This window comes from Algibacter sp. Ld11, assembly GCF_045066735.1.
GTDB lineage: Bacteria > Bacteroidota > Bacteroidia > Flavobacteriales > Flavobacteriaceae > Algibacter.
The window spans coordinates 410,840-430,162 of the sequence record NZ_JBISHH010000024.1 but is presented as its reverse complement, the minus strand read 5'-3'; the positions used below and the strand labels follow the sequence as shown (position 1 = coordinate 430,162).

Genomic DNA, 19,323 nt, shown 5'->3' with positions numbered 1-19,323 from the left:
AAAACACCAAAATTATGGATATAAAAGAGATTCAAAACTTAATCAAATTTGTTGCAAAATCTGGAGCAAGCGAGGTTAAATTAGAAATGGATGATATTAAAATCACCATTAGAACAGGTTCAGAGTCCGATACTACAATCGTGCACCAAGTTCCTGCAACTCATCAAATGCCACAAATAGCGCAACCAGTAGCGGCAGCACCTGCACAAACAGAAGCAGCAGCACCTGTAGCAGCACCGGCAGACGAAAATTCAAAATACATAACTATTAAGTCACCAATTATTGGTACCTTCTATAGAAAACCATCACCAGATAAGCCCTTATTTGTTGAAGTTGGACAAAGCATTGCAGAAGGTGATGTACTTTGTATTATAGAAGCCATGAAACTTTTCAACGAAATTGAATCTGAAGTTTCAGGGAAAATTGTAAAAATATTAGTGGACGATTCTTCACCAGTAGAATTCGACCAACCTTTATTCTTGGTAGATCCATCTTAATTTGAAGTTTAAAGTTTAAAGTCTAAAGTTTAGCACCACGTGTTAAACTTATATTCTCATAAACCATAAACTCTTAAACTCATAAAGATATGTTTAAAAAAATATTGATTGCCAATAGAGGTGAAATAGCACTACGTGTTATTAGAACCTGTAAAGAAATGGGCATAAAAACGGTTGCCGTATATTCTACTGCGGATGCCGAAAGTTTACACGTAAAATTTGCTGACGAAGCCGTATGTATTGGCCCACCAGCAAGTAGCGAGTCTTACTTAAAAATGTCAAACATTATATCTGCAGCAGAAATTACAAACGCAGATGCTATTCACCCAGGATACGGTTTTTTATCAGAGAACGCTAAGTTTTCTAAAATTTGTGAAGAACACGGTATTAAATTCATTGGTGCATCTCCAGAGATGATCGATAGAATGGGAGATAAAGCAAACGCTAAAGAAACCATGAAAGCTGCCGGAGTACCTTGTGTACCAGGAAGTGATGGTATTATTGAAACCTTTGAAGATTGCACACGTATAGCCGAAGAAACTGGTTATCCTGTAATGCTGAAAGCCTCTGCAGGTGGTGGTGGTAAAGGTATGCGTGGCGTTTTTAAACCAGAAGATCTTAAAGATGCCTGGGATTCTGCAAGACAAGAATCTAAAGCTGCCTTTGGAAATGACGATATGTACATGGAGAAACTTATTGAAGAGCCTCGCCATATCGAAATCCAAATTGTAGGCGATTCTAACGGTAAAGCCTGTCACTTATCAGAAAGAGACTGCTCAATCCAACGTCGTCACCAAAAATTAACAGAAGAAGTTCCATCGCCATTCATGACGACAGCTTTACGTAAAAAAATGGGAGAAGCTGCTGTAAAAGCATCAGAATACATTAAATACGAAGGCGCCGGAACTATTGAGTTTTTAGTCGATAAGCACCGTAACTTCTACTTCATGGAAATGAACACTCGTATCCAAGTAGAACACCCAATTACAGAACAAGTAATCGATTTCGATTTAATTCGTGAGCAAATTTTAGTAGCTGCAGGCGTGCCAATTTCAGGTAAAAACTACACACCAAAATTACACTCTATAGAATGTCGTATTAATGCAGAAGATCCGTTTAACAACTTTAGACCTTCACCAGGATTAATAACAACACTACACGCGCCAGGAGGTCACGGTGTACGTTTAGACACTCATGTTTACGCAGGGTATGCTATTCCACCGAACTACGATTCTATGATTGCAAAGTTAATTACAACAGCACAAACTAGAGAAGAAGCTATTAATAAAATGAAACGTGCGTTAGATGAATTCGTTATCGAAGGTATAAAAACAACTATTCCGTTCCATAGACAATTAATGGATCATCCAGATTATTTGGCCGGTAACTATACCACTGCCTTCATGGAAAGTTTTGTTATGCAAAAACAAATTGAAGAATAAATAATTAAAACTCCGAAAAATCATTTTCGGAGTTTTTTTTTGGTTAAAACCTAAAGTATCATTTGGGCGTTACCACAAGGGCCGGGCTTTCCGCTATATCTTTATTTGTGTTATTACGTTTCACTGAATATCAACATATTTTATATACCATTAAAGTCTCAATTTCAACTTTAGGTATTTCCGGCACAAAAAAAGGATGCCGCATCAATCCCTAACGCATATTCCGGCTATATCACAAAACAGTAAATTAACAAAACACAAATGTCTTACTGGGCGAAAAATCAACTCATTTACCAGAATAACTACTGCATTTCCAAAACCTTAAAAACATCTACATTATTCCAATAAAAAATACGCTATTTTAGTCGCACGGAATACGCAAAACCTCATGAAAGAAGCATTAGAAATTAAGCAAAACTTATTTAATCTCTGTTTAGAGTTTATTGATTCTAGATTTCAAACCATACAAAATACCATTAACGAAATTCAGGAATCTTTAACTTCAGAAACTAAAAGTAGTGCTGGCGACAAACACGAAACAGGCCGTGCCATGTTGCAATTAGAACGTGAAAAAGCAGGAAACCAGTTAGCAGAAATTAACAAAACTAAAGTAGCCCTTTCTAAAATTGATATCTCAAATACATCGCAAACCGTAGGTTTAGGCAGTGTAATTTACACTAATCAAGCTAATTATTATATTGCAATTAGCGCAGGCGAACTAATATTTAATAATCAAAAATTCTACGCGATATCACCAAACACACCCATAGGATTATTACTAATGGGAAAAACAGTAAACAATATTATTCAATTTAGAACACAACACTTTGAAATAAAATCGGTATTATAATATTTTACTAGCAAAACCAGATAGTAAGTTATAATCCTTTACATGAAACGTATGTATATCTAGCTTTTCTGCTGCTTTTACATTATCAATAGAGTCGTCTATAAAAATAGATTCATCAGCCCTCAACTTACTATCACTTAAAAGAAAACTAAAAATACCTTCGTCAGGTTTCCTAATCCCTACCTCGTGCGAATAATAAGCCTTTACAAACAAATCATTGAACTTAAATCCATTTGCAACTTCAAACTCATCTAAAAAATATTTCTGATGGATTGCATTCGTGTTACTTAAAAGGTACAGATTATATTTGTCTTTAAGACTTTCTATAAAAGCAATTCGTGCTTTTGGCATATCCAAAATCATAGCATTCCAAGCCTTTTTTATAGCGTCATAACTTGGGTTTTTACTCGATAATTGCAACAAAGCATCCAGAAACTCTTCTTCAGAAATCTTACCTATTTCAAAATCATAAAAAAACGAATATTCATAATGGTGTCCCGTTTTATTTACAATGTTGTTAATGCCAATAGATTCTAATTCAGCTCTAGTTTTTGGAACATTTAAATTCAAAATAACACCGCCCAAATCAAAAATAATATTTTTTATAGCTTTCATTTATAAGTTTCTTCTAAGTGAATAATAGCTTTTATAAGCTATACATATTCAAAAATAAAGAAATAGAATGAAACATGTTATAGCTATATCATTAACATCATTTTATCTTTTTCTTTAAAAATCAGGAAAATCACCCTTTCAGTATGGGGCAATCACCTAGCTATTTAAACGCTAAGGTTATTTAATTTTACAGTAATATTAATCCATTAAACTAAAAGTTATGCCACATTATGCACAAGGAACAACAGGTTGGACGAAACTAAAAACCTACCAAGCCCTTTGGGATCCAAAAATAGATCTCGGTAAATTCTATTTTACAAATTTTCAAGGAAAGCGAGAAGAGACACCATACATGACAGCCTCAAATTTTGCCAGAGTTATAGATATATTAAGACATGAAGAGCCAGTTTATGGTAATGCTAGCACAGGCTCTGTAACCACGCAAGGTGAAAACGTTGGAGAAGAAGAAAGTTAAATCGAGTACAAATCTACCCTGCTAAGCCCTCTTATTTTAACCTATTATCAACAAAAAAAGAGTGAAGATTGCCCCCATGATCTTCATTCTTTTTTGTTTTAATCTAGTTTATTTATTGTAAGGCAAACTTCAGCATCGATACCAAGAGGATTTTTATGTTCAAAAAACACCAATTCTTCATTAAATTCAGCCCCTATTAAATAATAATGACCTTTAAAATATACTTGTTTAACCCTAACTTTTAAATTAGAATCTGCCACAACCTTGAGCTGGTGGGCGTAAACTATTTTATTATCAATGCTATTAAACTCTCCAAAAAACGAGGCTATTAAAGGTGTTTTAGGATTCTTATAAAGGTTTTCGGGTGTGCCTTCTACTTCTACTTCATTGTTATTTAGAATTAGCATTCTATCTGCAAAACCCAACACATCTTCTTTGTCGTGCGTGGCAACAACACAAGCAATATTTTTTAGTTTTAGATATTTAAATACGTTACGGCGTAAAGATTGTTTTTTAAAGTTATCAATATGGCTAAACGGTTCATCTAACAGCATAATTTCAGGTTCCTTTGCCAAAGCTCTTGCTAATGCTACGCGCTGTTTTTGCCCACCACTTAACGTTTTTACTTTTACTTTTGAAAAGGCGGTGAGTTCTACAACTTCAAGCAGTTCTTTAATACGTTCTTGTTTTTCTTCGGGATAAAAATTAGATAAAAAAGCACCTATATTTTCGGCAACCGTAGTAAAGGGCATTAAATCGAATTCTTGAGCCACATATTTCATGAAATCATACCCCACAACAAGATTGTACTTTGGGCCAAGAATTTCAGTATCTCGCCAAAAAAGTCGTCCTGAGTTTAAATCGAATTCTCCATAAAGCAATTTTAAAAGCGTGCTTTTTCCAGAGCCACTCTCCCCGATAATGGCTAACTGTTCGCCGGCTTTTACAGAAAAAGAAATGTTTTTTAAAATCTCTGTTTTTTGATAAGAAAAAGAAATATTATTGACTTGAAGCATTTTAGTTTATTAATATAATTTGACCCAAAAGTCTTAATTTTTTGAGGTTTAAACTGAGTAATTAAAAAAGTGTTTTCTTTTAAAGAATTTCAAACAATTTACCAGGTAAAGGTCGTACAACACCTTTTAATTCCATGTTTAATAAAATGCTAGCTACTCTAAAAATAGGCAAATTACAATTAATAGCTATAATATCTAACTGCTGCTTTTCGTTTTCTTTTAAATAATTATAAATCACTCTTTCTGTGCTGTCTAGCTCCACAAATAACTGTTTTTGTATAACGGGTTTTTGAGCATCTTCCAATTGCCAATTTAAAATATATGGCACATCTAAAGGTGTAGTGAGCATATGCGCACGTTGTTGCTTAATTAAATTATTACAACCCACGCTTTGGCTATCGGTAGTGCGGCCAGGCACAGCAAACACATCACGATTATAAGAGTTGGCAATATCTGCCGTTACTAAACTCCCACCCTTTTCAGCAGACTCTATTACAATAGTTGCTTCACTTAATCCTGCAATAACACGGTTTCGCTTTAGAAAATTATTCCTATCAAAATTATCGGTACTCCAAAAATCGGTAAAAAAACCACCGTTTTTCTCCATATCCACCATATACTTTTTGTGCACTTTTGGATAAATTTGATCTAGACCGTGTGCTAAACATGCTACGGTTTGTAACCCATGTTTTATAGCTGCTTTATGCGCAGTAATATCGGTTCCGTAAGCAAAGCCCGAAATAATAACGGGATTATATGGCTTAAGAGTTTCAACAAGTTTTTCGCAAAAAGCGATACCATTGGTGGTAATTTTTCTAGCACCAACAATACTAATAAGGCGTTCCTTTTTTAAATTAATATGCCCAGATTGAAATAATAAAATAGGCCCATCGATACAATGCTTTAACTTTTCTGGATAATCACTATTTTCAAAATAAGAGACTTCTATGTTATTCTCTTCAATGAAACGCATTTCTTTTTCAGCTTCCTTTAAATGATGTGGCTTAAACAAGCTTTCTAAAATAACTTGGCCAACACCATCAATTTTGAGCAAATTTTGTCTTTTTTCTTTTAAAACCGCTTCAGCAGAACCACAATGAGAAATGAGCCTTTTGGCCGTAATATCTCCAATATTTGGCACATGTTGTAAGGCTAAAGCATAAAGCAAATCATTTTCTGTCATCGTAAAAGGCTTAATTTCAATCTACAATAAAAGAATTTTTAATCTGTTAATAAAAACATCGAGATAAATTTTATCGAAAACTATAATTTTCTAACTTTGTATCTATGCAATTAGATACCTACATAAGCGATTTACTATATAGATATGAATGTGTTACCATCCCTGAGTTGGGCTCATTTTTAACACAACCTATATCTGCAACGATAAACGAAACTACCAACGCGTTTTTTCCGCCTAAAAAAGTTCTATCTTTTAATGAGCAAATTCAGAAAAACGATGGTTTATTGGCGCATTACATTGCCGATGTAGATAAAATACCTTTCGAGGTTGCTAACAAAAAAATTGCAAAATTGGTTACAGCTTTAAAAGAAAATTTAAGCGAAGGTGAAACCGTAAACTTTAAAAACATAGGCGACATTGTTTTTAATAGCGAAGGTAAAATTACATTCGAACCATCGTACCAATTAAATTATTTAACCGATGCTTTTGGATTATCTCAATTTGAATCGCCTGCAGTTACACGTGAGCTTTACAAACAAGAAGCTGAACGCATTGAAAAAGTAATACCAATTACTGTTACTTCAGAAAAACGCCAAAGCAGACCATATTTAAAATATGCAGCAATAGCTGTAATTGCTTTAACACTTGGAGGTTTTGTGGCTTCTAATTTTTATGTAAATCAAATTGAAACGCATAATCAATTAGCGCAACAAGAAGCAGAAAAGCAATTAGATAATAAAATACAACAAGCTACTTTTAATCTAAATCCGCTACCAGCAATAACTCTAAACGTTACCAAACAAACAGGTAACTTCCATATTGTAGCAGGAGCCTTTAGAGTAGAAGAAAATTGTGATAAAACCGTGGCGCAACTTAAAGCCGATGGTTTCAACGCACGTAAAATTGGAACAAATAAATACGGCTTACACCAAGTAGTTTATTCTAGTTTTGAAACACGCTTAGAAGCTCGAAAAGCTTTAAGAAACATTAAAAAATCACATAATAAAGACGCTTGGTTACTTGTTAAAAAACTAGACTAGTACTTTTCACAAAACTACCACGCTTTTACTAGCATTATTACTAACTTTGCCCCATCATAAACCTAATTCTTTTTGATGCAAGTAAAAACACCTGAACAATCTAGAACTGTAATGACAGATTTGGTTTTACCTAGTGAAACCAACCCGTTAAACAACTTATTTGGGGGCGAATTATTGGCCCGAATGGATCGCGCTGCCAGTATTGCAGCTCGTAGACACTCACGCCGTATTGTGGTTACCGCCTCGGTAAATCATGTTGCTTTTAACCGTGCCGTACCACTTGGTAGCGTAGTAACGGTAGAAGCTAAGGTATCTCGTGCCTTTAAAACCTCAATGGAAGTTTTTATCGATGTTTGGATAGAAGATCGTGAATCTGGAGATCGTGCCAAAGCCAATGAAGCCATTTACACTTTTGTTGCTGTAGACGAAACTGGCCGCCCAATTCCGGTACCTGAAGTAAAACCAGAAACCGAACTTGAAAAAGACCGTTTTGATGCTGCTCTTCGCCGTAAGCAATTGAGCTTATTACTAGCCGGGAAAATAAAACCAAGCCAAGCTTCGGAACTTAAAGCGCTTTTTGATTAAACAATAGTAGGTGTTATTTTACTATATTTCCCACTTAAGCCGAGTGCTTAAACAAGCCACTCAATCTGCACTTCAGTAGTTTTAAAAAGCGAATTACCAAAATACAAAGAACCATTTTTCCGCCTAAAAAAGTTATATTTACAGCATGCAAATTCCAAAAGGAAAAAAAATATATTTCGCCTCAGACAACCATTTAGGAGCTCCCACAAAAGAAGCTTCTTACCCACGTGAAAAAAGATTTGTGGCTTGGCTAGACGAGATTAAACATGATGCAGCTGTAATATTTTTAATAGGCGATTTATTCGACTTTTGGTTTGAATACAAAACCGTAGTACCAAAGGGTTTTACAAGAACCTTAGGAAAGCTTGCCGAAATATCGGACTCTGGAATACCAATACATTATTTTGTGGGTAACCACGACCTTTGGATGGATGGCTATTTTGAAGAAGAACTTAACATTCCCGTTTACCATAAACCAAAAGAATTTGTTTTTAATAATAAAACTTTTTTTATTGGGCATGGTGATGGTTTAGGCCCACATGATAAAGGTTATAAACGTATGAAAAAAGTGTTTACCAATCCGGTTTTTAAATGGCTATTTAGATGGCTACATCCAGATATAGGTGTTGGTATTGCCCAATATTTATCGGTTAAAAATAAACTTATTTCTGGCGACGACGATGCTAAATTTTTAGGCGAAGAAAATGAATGGCTTGTACAATATGCCAAACGAAAATTAGAAGACAAACATCGTGATTACTTTATTTTTGGACACCGACACTTACCAATGCATATTGATTTAAGTAACAACTCTAGTTATTTAAACATTGGAGATTGGATTCAATATTTTACCTATGGTGTTTTCGATGGTGAACAACTTGAACTAAAAACCTTCGAGTTAAAATAGTAACACTCTTTTTTTAGCGCTTTAAAGTAAAATGTCCTGTAAATTGCTGTTCGTTTATACTAATAACATACCAGTAATCGCCTGTTTCTAAAAGTTCTCCCGCAAATAACCCATCCCATGAAAATGCGGCATTTTTCGAGAATTTTAAAAGTTTACCATATCTATTAAAAATAGAGACTTGTGATGTTTGATAAAACTCAATGCCTTTCAAATCAAATTCATCATGCACGCCATCACCATTTGGTGTAAAAAACTGCGGAATAAAAAAGTGAATAAATGAGCTCGTTACCAAAGTATCACAATTTTGGTGTTTCACATAAACGGTATAACTACCACCATCAACATTTGTAAAAACAGGATTTGGCTGAAATATATTCCCATTAATAGAATATAAAAAATCGCCCATATTTGCAGTTGCTATCACTAGGCTTCTTCCAACAGATTCCACAGATTCTATTATTGGTAAATCTATCCGCGAAAGCGTTATCGTTTTTGTAACCGTACAGCTTTCATTAGTAATATTTACGGTATAAATCCCGGCCTGATCTACAGTTATAACTTCTTGCGTAGCACCTGTATTCCATAAAAAAGTAGCCGTTGCAATATCAGTATCGGCATGTAAATCTATAGTTTCACTTTCGCAAAACAACAGGGTTTCATCTTCAAAATACGGAATTTCATAAAAATTTATACTTACCGCTGTTCGCGTGCTAGAAATGCAACTTCCTATATCGGTTTCAGCTTCTGCATAATACGTTCCGTTGTCTGTAGTATTAAATGTTGTACTATTTGCTTTTAGTAATGTACCACCGGTTGCCGCGCTATACCAATTAACCATAACACCAAAGGGCACGCTAACACTTAGTGGTGTAGTATCATTTTCGCAAACCATAATATCGCCATTACTAGTTGGCGCATTGGGTTGCGGAATAATTTGAATCTCAAAAATATCGGAAGTAGAGTTACAAGAATCATTAGTTAAATTAATAGCATCTTCTGCCACTTTAACCCTATAGTAAGTGGTACTAAAAAGCGGTGGCGTGCTATATCTATCGGTATTTTCGCCAACAACATCTATCCAATTTACACCATCAACACTTACTTGCCACTGATAAAAATGACTAGAGAAAATTGAAAAATCGGGCGTTACAATTAACTCCGTTGAAAACGGTGCACTATCTTCACAAAACTCAACATGAGTTTCATTTAAAGTATCTTCTATAATAATAGTATCTCCGCAAGTTTTAAAAACAATATCGTCTATAGCCAAATCGTTTCCGCAGCCACCAACACCATTATTAAGCATTTTGAGAATAATAGCAGTTTGCCCAGGTTTAGATTGAAAAACTAAAGCATATTGTTGCCAATTTGGGCTAGAAGTTCCGTAAATATCTCCGGTATCTCCACTCGCCAATAATTGAGTATCTGTGCTATCCCAAATTTCGAATTTCACATTTATGGGTATACCTGCACCGCAACTATGGTTGGTTGGTAATAAATTTATCATCCAAGCCGAGAACTCATACGTGGTGTTTTCACACAAACCGCTAATGGCTGTTCTATAAAATTCACCAGAAGTATAATCGGCATTAATAACTAAATTCCGGCCATTAGTATCGCCTGGTGTATGGTCGCCAATATTGTGCCAACCAAACCAATTTGTACTACTCGACAACGTGTAAAACCCATCGTTAGGCTGCCCACTAGCAAAAGTATAACTTGTTGTTCCTGCTGGTAACGGAGCATTACTTGTGCCTACTCCAAAGGTTTCTGTAAATATAGGATCGCCAGAGTTACCTCCGCAAAACCCCAATTGCGCCTGAGATTTTGCACCGAGAAAAAACATAAATAATATGATAAGTTCTTTTTTGATACCCTAACTTTTTTATGTGATGCGTGTTTAAATAGTACGAATAGCTATATTAGTAAAAAAAAGCACTACAATTTACTAAATTCCGCTATAATGAACCATTTACCTTATTATTCAGTTATTTTCACATCGGCTTTGAACAAAAATACTGAAGACTATAATGATATGGCCGAAAAAATGGAAGCCTTAGCAAAAAAGCAAGATGGCTTTTTAGGCATAGACAGCGCACGAAACCATATTGGCATTACCGTAAGCTATTGGAAAAATCTAGACGCCATAAAAAACTGGAAAGCACAAACCGATCATTTAGAAGCTCAACAAAAAGGTAAAAACAAATGGTATGCTTGGTATAATGTAAAAATTTGCAAAGTAGAACGTGAGTATAGTTTTCAATAAAAAAAAACATCATAAAATTATGCAAATTTACATCTAAACCAATAACGCTTAGAGTATATAATTTAAGTGATGACCATGTTAAACTACATAAAGCAACATAAAATAAAATCGGTAATAGCAGCAATCGTTTTGGTAGCCTATTATTTCTGTTTACCAAACCCGCTATTTAAAGACCCAACGGCCACCGTAATTACCAGTTCTAATAACGAATTGCTTGGCGCACAAATTGCAAAAGATGGTCAATGGCGCTTTCCGCACAACGATACCATACCCCATAAATTTAAAACTTGTATTGTTGAATTTGAAGACGAATATTTCTATAAACACCCCGGTTTTAATCCCGTTTCCATTTTTAAGGCTTTAAAAGAAAACTTAAAATCTGGAGGTATAAAACGAGGCGGAAGCACTATTACACAGCAAGTAATTCGCTTAGCGCGTAAAGGCAAAAATAGAACCTATTTCGAAAAAATTATTGAAATTATACAAGCTACACGCCTAGAACTATCTACCTCTAAAAAACACATATTAACCTATTATGCTAGCAATGCCCCTTTCGGGGGAAATGTAGTAGGTCTAGATGCGGCATCATGGCGGTATTTTAACAGAAACTCTAATAACCTATCATGGGCAGAAAGCGCAACATTGGCCGTATTGCCAAATGCGCCAAGTTTAATTTACCCAGGAAAAAACCAAGAACGCTTATTAAAAAAACGAAACCGACTATTAAAAAAACTTCTAGAACACTCTAAAATAGATACGCTTACTTATGAGCTTTCTGTCGCCGAAGACTTACCACAAAAACCGTATGCTCTACCTCAAAAAGCACCTCACTTATTGCAAAAAGTAGCACAAACGCAACTAGGAGCACGCGTACAAACTACTATTGATGTTAAATTGCAAAACCGCGTTAACTACCTTGTAAAAAACCATTACAATAAACTAAGCCAAAATGAAATTTACAACGCAGCCGTTTTGGTTTTAGATGTAAAAACAAGACAAGTACTCGCTTATGTAGGTAATACTCCAACCGATAAAGCACACCAAAAAGATGTAGATATTATTGATAAACCACGAAGTACAGGCAGTATTTTAAAACCTTTTCTTTACACCGCTATGCTAGATGCTGGCGATTTGCTTCCCAACACATTAGTAGCCGATGTACCCACACAATACGGAAGCTACAACCCAGAAAACTACAATAAAACTTACGATGGTGCCGTACCCGCAAGTCGGGCATTATCACGTTCGTTAAACGTTCCCGCAGTAAGAATGCTACAAGAATTTGGCTTAGATCGTTTTTATCAATATTTAAAATTTCTAAAACTAAAAGACTTAAAATACAATGCTAACCATTACGGTTTATCGCTTATACTTGGTGGTGCAGAAAGTAATCTTTGGGATTTATGTAAAAGTTATGCCGCGCTATCTTCCACATTAAATCATTTTTCTGAAAATTCGAGCACTTATTTTTCAAACGAATTTTGCGACCCCACCTTTTTAGCTTCAAAAACCATTAACTTCGGAAAAACCACAACCGAAAAAACATTATTCGATGCCGCTTCTACTTACCTTACTTACCAAAGTTTAAAGGACGTTAATAGACCTGAAAGCGACGAGAGCTGGGAGTTTTTCGATAATTCGAAGCAAGTAGCATGGAAAACAGGCACCAGTTTTGGTTTTAGAGATGCTTGGGCCATAGGCTCTACAAAAGATTACGTAGTAGGTGTTTGGGTTGGAAATGCCGATGGCGAAGGCCGCCCAGGTTTAGTTGGTGTACAAGCGGCAGCACCCATAATGTTTGATGTTTTTGAAGCCTTACCAAATAGCGAGTGGTTTTCTAAACCCTTCGACGAAATGAAGGAAGTAGGCCTTTGCAAACAAAGCGGACACAGAGCTTCGCAAAACTGTAAGGATATCGAACAAAAATTTATTCAACTTTCTGGTTTAAAAACCGAACCTTGCCCTTATCATGTTTTAATTCATTTGGATAAAGATGAAAACTACCAAGTTAATTCATCTTGTGAGGCTGTAAGCAACATTACTCATAAATCGTGGTTTGTATTGCCTCCGCTAATGAGTTATTATTACAAAACCAAAAATCCTTTTTACAAACCATTACCCAAATTTAAGCCTGATTGCTTTGGTGAAAATGCCGTTTCTATCGCCTTTATTTATCCCAAAGAAAACAATACTATTTTCTTACCAAAAGATTTTGATGGTAAAACCAACGAATTAATCTTAAAAATTGCACATTCTAGACCAGAGCTAAATGTCCATTGGTCTATAGACGAACAGTTTATAGGCACAACCAAAGACATACACGACATAGCAATAATCCCCAAAATTGGTAAGCATATTATTACCGTTGTCGATGAGCTAGGAAACGAGAAAAAACTAGGCTTTACCGTTAGTCCATAACCATTTAGCGGATATTTTTGTTACTACAACCAATTAATTGCAATTTACACCGTAAATCACCTACTCTTGCTTTGTTTTAAATATTGAAAATTTACACCCTAACGAAAATTTATTAGTTAAGTTCTCTTTTAATGTAAGTTTACTAAATAAAAACCACTAACAACCTGTGTACTTTGTGGATACAGATTTAAAAAAAACACACACCCTAACAACCAGCTCCCTCGCTAATAAAATAGTGCCCTATGAAAAATTTATACTCTAACCTACTTAGTGTATTAAAAAACATTATAGCAATTGCTTTGTGTTTATTCTCTTTTAATTTTATTGATGCGCAGTGCAGCTATGACATTACTTCTCTTGTAGGTGATGACTTAGTAGATTGGAATGGACATTACATATCTAATGTCACTATTAATGGAGACAATGTTGCTACCGGAATTAATAATAGCAATACCAATACTAGGTATACAAATTTCACAGGTCAATCGGCGGAGGTAACAGCAGGTAGCTCTTACAGCTTCTCAATCGTTAATAGTAACAATCAAGGTATTTCTTGGGGCGATGTACAAATTAGAATTTGGATTGATTATAACAACAATGGTAATTACACCCAAGTTTATAGTAATAGTTTTGCACAAAACAACAACGTTACGCATACTATCTCGGGTAGTTTTGAAATATCTCCATTGGCAGCTACTGGGTCTGCTAAATTAAGAATTCAAGCAGCATATTGTTCTGCTTGCTCTGGAAATGCAGGAGCATTATCAAGCGATGGTTGTAATTTTACAAAAACCTATCGAGGAGATGTTGAAGATTATACACTAAACATCACTGGAGCAACATATACAGACCCTTTAGCTACGGACGACAGTCTTTCCGTTGTAATGAATAGCACATCTGGAACAGCTAACCAAATTAACGTAGAAGTAAATGATATTATTGGCAATGATGGAAGTGATGGTGATGATTTTGATTTACTAACAAATACTTTAAATGGAACGGTAACCGAAACAACTACCGACGGTATCTTTGAATATATTCCAAACGTAGGTTTTTTAGGAAACGATAGTTTCACATATAGAATTTATGATGCCAATGGGGATTTTGATGAAGGTACGGTAAACATTAATGTCAGTTTAGACAAATGCCAACCTACAACATCATCAACAGATGGCAGTAATAATTCTATATTCCTTACAAACGTAAATTTACCAGGCGAAAACTTTGTTTTAAATCATAGCTCTTTAAATGATGGAGGCTATTCTGATAATACAAGTTTATACTCTGCTTTAGAACTTTATAAAGGAGCATCATACCCTACAACCATTGAATCTGGTGGTCACGCTAATTGGATAAGAAACCAAATTTTTTGGGCAGTATTTATTGATTTTAATCATGATGGGGATTTTAGTGACGCTGGTGAGAATTTATATGTTTCTAGTGCTCGAGAGCAACCTACATACCCAACACAAAATATAACTATACCAGCAACAGCTTTAACGGGCTTAACCGCTATGCGCGTTGGTATTAGAGCATGGACACCACCTTCATCATGCGGTACTAGCTCAGAATGGCCAGCAGAATATGAAGATTATTTAGTTAATATAGGTATAGACCCTGCTAGTGCTGCAGATATAGGTGTTTCTGGTAATGGTAATAATATAGCTAATGGATCAACAACCCCTACTCTAACTAACAATACAGATTTTGGAGTTTATGATATTTATAGCGACATACCACAAACCAAAACGTTTTCGATTAGTAATAATGGAGGTATAGATTTAAATTTAATAGGCACACCAACTGTTAGTATTTCGGGAAGTCCAGACTTTACAGTAACTACACAACCATCTACATCAGTTATAGCCACTGGTAACACAACAAACTTTGTAGTTAGTTTTAGTCCAACAGCTCCAATAATTGGGCAAAGAACAGCAACCGTATCCATATTAAGTGATGACACCGGAGATAGTCCATATGTTTTTACTATACAGGGCTATGGAGAACAAACATTTCCTGATACCGATGGAGATGGTATACCTAACAATATCGACTTAGATGATGATAATGATGGATTACCTGATCTCTACGAACAAGTATCTTGCATAAATAATTCTATTGCAAGTACAACAGACGTTATCTTTTTATTCGAAGATTTTGAAACAGGTACAAGTAGAGGTACTATTGACGGGGCTACATATTGCTGGGAAGATGGTCTAGGTACAGGATCATGTAACAGTTCTCCAAATTTAAATGATGGTGAATATGCTGTATATTATAAAGCATCTAATGGTGATGGTACAAACCAAACCCCTATTGGAGAAGTTGCAAGTTGGGCTGATGTATATTGGTATCCTGGAGTAGACCACACACCTAATGACACTAATGGAAGAATGGCCATGTTTAATGCCGATTACAATCCAGGAGTATTTTACGAAAAAACTATTGTAGGTGTTAGTGCAGGAGTAGATATTACTTATGGATTTTCTGCAATAAATTTAGATAGAGCAGATGCCCCAGACATTGGAAGCAGAGGGCGCCCATCTGTACTAATTGAAGTTTTAGATCCTTCTGGAGCAATAATTGCTTCAGAGTCGTCCGGTCCAATTCAACCAACAACAAATTACACAACCGGAGACTGGACCGAGATAAGTGCTACTTTTAATACAACGTACACACAATTTACGGTTAGATTAAGTAATGAAGTTTTTGGTGGAGCAGGAAATGATTTAGCTCTTGATGATATTTTTGTACAACAAACATTATGTGATTTAGATAGTGATGGTGTTGAAGACGCTGTAGATTTAGATAACGACGACGACGGCATACCCAACGTTGTAGAATTACAACTGCCAGACACCGATAAAGATGCTACAGTTAATAATGATACTGGAGCAAATACTTGGGTAGACATTAATAACAATGGGCTTTTGGACTTATATGACCATCAAGATGCCGCAGGTAACAACCCTGGGGATGCCGGATTTTCAGGACCTTTAGGAATCCCTATCGATTTATCAGATCCAAAATATGATACCGATGGAGATGGTGTAGCAGATTATTTAGATTTAGACTCTGATAACGATGGTATTTTTGACGCTGTAGAATACGACAACAGAGGAGATGTTGACGCTGATGGCGATGGAAATGGTGATGGACTAGACATACAGTTATACGACATTAATGGCATTGCTATTCCAGACGATGGCTTTGATGGCGATGGTATTTTAAGTCCTGCCGATGGTAACGATTTTGATAATGATGATGATGATCATGGTACAGCTAATACATACCCGACACCTCTTGATGATGATGGCGATGGTATCCCTAACTTTCGAGATGTTGATAGTGCAGATAATCCAAATAATTTTGCCAACGGTAGTGATATAGACACAACGCAAATTTATGCACATTTAGATGCCGATAACGATGGTATTATCGATGGTTCTGGAGATGCCGATAATGATGGTATACTAGACGCTTTCGATACAGACAATACAGTTTACGGATCTCCAAGAGATTTAGATGGTAGCTATACGCTTTTCTTCGATGGTAGAAATGATTATGTAGAGGATATTTCTATTCTTGGATCGCTTTCCAATGCAACTTTAATGGCCTGGGTAAAACTTGAACCAGGCTCTTCTGGCAATCGCTTTATTATTGGGCAAGATAATTTCAACTTACAAATTAATAGCACCAATAAATTAAGAGTTATTGCCAATAGCTATCAACTCGTAGGCCCAGCAACGTTACCAACAGGTATTTGGGTTCATATAGCAGCCACTTATAATAGCGTATCGGGTAAGTTTAAAACTTATGTAAATGGCGAAGAGCAAAAAAACTCGAATATTTCTGGCGGTTTACAAGCCGACACCACTCCTTTTACAATGGGTAAAGCTTCTGCAATCGATCCTAGATATTTTGAAGGGGAAATGGACGAGGTTCGTGTTTTTAATGAAGCATTAACTGAATTAGAACTACAAAGAATGGTTTATCAAGAGTTAAGTAGCACCTTTAACCAAGGAGCTATAATACCTTTAGATATTGACGCCGCAAATACTTTTGGAACATCTTTAATTAGGTATTTTAAAATGGATACCATTAAAGATGATATTGTAGATGATGAAACAACTCCAACAATTGATATTGGTACGGGAGCTAGAATGTATAATATACATAACATATACTTTCAAACAGCACCATTACCATACGAAACTGTAGCCACAGGAAATTGGTCGGCAAAAGCAACATGGTTACATGGCGATGTTTGGGATATTGCAGACGAAATAAACAATAAACCTTGGTCTATTGTACATGTTAAACATAGCCTTTCCACATCTGTAGATCACGGAACTTCAGGCTTAATTGTAGATACTGGTATAGAACTAGAAATTAATGATGATGTTGAATTAAACAATAGTTGGTATTTAAACCTAGCCGGAAAAATAGACTTAGAAGGCGAATCGCAATTAGTACAAACCAAAGAAAGTGTTTTGGTTGCCACCGGAACTATAGAAAGAGACCAACAAGGTACCGAAAACCTATACACATACAATTACTGGTCTTCTCCGGTACATTCTGTAAATCCAAACACAGCTGTAGATGGAGACGAAACGTACACCGTAGCAAGTGTTTTAAAAGATGGTGAAGATCCAGATAACCCTGCTGCTATATCATTTGTTGGTGGATACGATGGAGACAATACATCTAGCCCAATAGAAATTGCAAACTACTGGATTTGGAAATTTGAAGACAACTTGTTTTCTAACTATTACGCTTGGCAACAAATAAAAAGTACCGGTGTTTTAAAAGTTGGGGAAGGCTACACGATGAAGGGCCCAGGAACGGGTTCTATTGCAACAGATAAAAACTACGTGTTTGAAGGAAAACCAAACAACGGAATTATAGAACTTCCTATTAATGCAGGTAATGCCTCTTTAGTAGGAAACCCATACCCATCGGCCATTGACGCTAATCAATTTATAGCAGATAACACACATTTAGATGGGGCTCTATACTTTTGGGAACATTATGGAGGAGGTTCTCATATATTAAAAGAATATCAAGGTGGGTATGCCACTTATAATTTATCTGGAGGAGCTCCTGCAGTAGCTTCTGTTGGTGTTGATCAAGTAAATGGTACAGCAACTAAAATCCCTGCTCAATTTGTTCCTGTAGGCCAAGGGTTCTATGTTAAAGCAAATTCTAATGGAGATGTAACCTTTAATAACGGCCAACGTGTTTTCATGACCGAAGCGAGTAGTTCTAACTCTTTATTTGTAAGAGGAACAGCTCAAAAATCTACTGTTGCTACAACAGATACTAGCTTAGAAGATTTACGTACCAAGTTCCGTGTAAACTATAACTCGCCTAACGGATATGTGCGTCAGTTACTAACAACTATAGACGAAAATGCCTCTATAGAACTTGACAGAGGTTATGATGCATCTTTAATTGAAGAAGGCGCAGAAGATATGTTCTGGATGATTGGAGAAAACAGTTATGTTATTCAAGGTATAGATCAACCTGCCGAAACAACAACTTTACCTCTTTCTGTAAAAACAAAAACAGCAGGAGAGATTGTTATTAGTTTAGCCGAATTAAAATATCCTACAGAAGGTTTTGAATTATATTTAAAAGATAATTTAACGGAAACCTATCATGATTTATTAGAAAACCCTACCTATACAACTTCGGTTGAACAAGGCATTACTGCTAATAGATTTGAAATTGTATTTGCCAAACAAGTAAATACACTAAGTGTTTCGGATAATGAAATCGCTCAAAATGCTGTTGGCGTATATTATGATAACACAGCGTTACATATTACAAATCCAAACAACGCTTCAATAGAAAAAATTACTGGAAATAACATATTAGGGCAAAGTGTATTGAACGAGGTTATTAATTCATCTGATAAAAATATTACACTTCCGGCTAATTTAGCTTTAGGTATTTATATATTTACGATTGAAACCGATCATTCAACAATAACTAAGAAGATGATCATTAATTAATAGCTAATCAAT

General features: G+C 35.6%; 14 protein-coding genes. 10 read left to right on the top strand and 4 right to left on the bottom strand.

Translation table 11 applies throughout. The features are described 5' to 3' along the window. The first annotated feature begins 14 nt into the window (after nt 1-14). The 3 genes from accB to ACJJV4_RS12190 all read left to right on the top strand — a co-directional run bounded on the left by accB (nt 15) and on the right by ACJJV4_RS12190 (nt 2,789). Complete coding sequence (gene accB / locus ACJJV4_RS12200) at nt 15-497, top strand: acetyl-CoA carboxylase biotin carboxyl carrier protein (protein WP_405294800.1); 483 nt, start codon at nt 15-17, stop codon at nt 495-497. An 89-nt stretch (nt 498-586) separates the two neighbouring features. Then, a complete protein-coding gene (gene accC / locus ACJJV4_RS12195) occupies nt 587-1,939 on the top strand; it encodes an acetyl-CoA carboxylase biotin carboxylase subunit (RefSeq protein ID WP_405294798.1) in 1,353 nt (450 codons plus the stop codon). Nucleotides 1,940-2,327: 388 nt separating this feature from the next. Beyond that, entirely contained in the window at nt 2,328-2,789 is a 462-nt protein-coding gene (locus ACJJV4_RS12190; protein ID WP_405294796.1) for a 3-oxoacyl-ACP synthase, read from the top strand. Here ACJJV4_RS12190 and ACJJV4_RS12185 read toward each other — a convergent pair. Beyond that, nucleotides 2,784-3,404 (bottom strand): HAD family hydrolase, encoded by a 621-nt coding sequence (locus ACJJV4_RS12185; protein WP_405294794.1) that lies wholly within the window; start codon nt 3,402-3,404, stop codon nt 2,784-2,786. The genes ACJJV4_RS12190 and ACJJV4_RS12185 overlap by 6 nt on opposite strands. A gap of 220 nt (nt 3,405-3,624) precedes the next feature. Between ACJJV4_RS12185 and ACJJV4_RS12180 the strand changes: the two genes are divergently transcribed. Further along, entirely contained in the window at nt 3,625-3,879 is a 255-nt protein-coding gene (locus tag ACJJV4_RS12180; protein ID WP_405294792.1) for a hypothetical protein, read from the top strand. Nucleotides 3,880-3,977: 98 nt separating this feature from the next. Here the strand turns inward: ACJJV4_RS12180 and ACJJV4_RS12175 are convergent, their stop codons facing one another. Both ACJJV4_RS12175 and dprA read right to left on the bottom strand, forming a co-directional pair. After that, the gene (locus ACJJV4_RS12175) at nt 3,978-4,895 is read right to left on the bottom strand and encodes an ABC transporter ATP-binding protein (RefSeq protein WP_405294790.1); all 918 of its coding nucleotides are present in this window, start codon (nt 4,893-4,895) and stop codon (nt 3,978-3,980) included. 79 nt (nt 4,896-4,974) lie between these two features. After that, nucleotides 4,975-6,078 (bottom strand): DNA-processing protein DprA, encoded by a 1,104-nt coding sequence (dprA, locus tag ACJJV4_RS12170; protein WP_405294788.1) that lies wholly within the window; start codon nt 6,076-6,078, stop codon nt 4,975-4,977. A gap of 104 nt (nt 6,079-6,182) precedes the next feature. Between dprA and ACJJV4_RS12165 the strand changes: the two genes are divergently transcribed. The 3 genes from ACJJV4_RS12165 (at nt 6,183) to ACJJV4_RS12155 (ending at nt 8,610) form a co-directional block, all read left to right on the top strand. After that, a complete protein-coding gene (locus ACJJV4_RS12165; protein ID WP_405294786.1) occupies nt 6,183-7,118 on the top strand; it encodes an SPOR domain-containing protein in 936 nt (311 codons plus the stop codon). 75 nt (nt 7,119-7,193) lie between these two features. Continuing rightward, the gene (locus ACJJV4_RS12160) at nt 7,194-7,703 is read left to right on the top strand and encodes an acyl-CoA thioesterase (protein WP_405295407.1); all 510 of its coding nucleotides are present in this window, start codon (nt 7,194-7,196) and stop codon (nt 7,701-7,703) included. Nucleotides 7,704-7,848: 145 nt separating this feature from the next. Then, the gene (locus ACJJV4_RS12155; RefSeq protein WP_405294784.1) at nt 7,849-8,610 is read left to right on the top strand and encodes a UDP-2,3-diacylglucosamine diphosphatase; all 762 of its coding nucleotides are present in this window, start codon (nt 7,849-7,851) and stop codon (nt 8,608-8,610) included. A 13-nt stretch (nt 8,611-8,623) separates the two neighbouring features. Here the strand turns inward: ACJJV4_RS12155 and ACJJV4_RS12150 are convergent, their stop codons facing one another. Continuing rightward, a complete protein-coding gene (locus tag ACJJV4_RS12150; protein WP_405294782.1) occupies nt 8,624-10,456 on the bottom strand; it encodes a T9SS type B sorting domain-containing protein in 1,833 nt (610 codons plus the stop codon). A gap of 117 nt (nt 10,457-10,573) precedes the next feature. Between ACJJV4_RS12150 and ACJJV4_RS12145 the strand changes: the two genes are divergently transcribed. From ACJJV4_RS12145 to ACJJV4_RS12135, 3 genes are all read left to right on the top strand, one after another. Next, entirely contained in the window at nt 10,574-10,876 is a 303-nt protein-coding gene (locus tag ACJJV4_RS12145) for an antibiotic biosynthesis monooxygenase family protein (protein WP_405294780.1), read from the top strand. Between the two features lie 75 nt (nt 10,877-10,951). Further along, nucleotides 10,952-13,294: a penicillin-binding protein 1C gene (gene pbpC / locus ACJJV4_RS12140; protein ID WP_405294778.1), complete on the top strand. Its 2,343-nt coding sequence runs from the start codon at nt 10,952-10,954 to the stop codon at nt 13,292-13,294. Nucleotides 13,295-13,536: 242 nt separating this feature from the next. Beyond that, entirely contained in the window at nt 13,537-19,311 is a 5,775-nt protein-coding gene (locus ACJJV4_RS12135) for a LamG-like jellyroll fold domain-containing protein (protein ID WP_405294776.1), read from the top strand. Nucleotides 19,312-19,323: the final 12 nt, after the last annotated feature.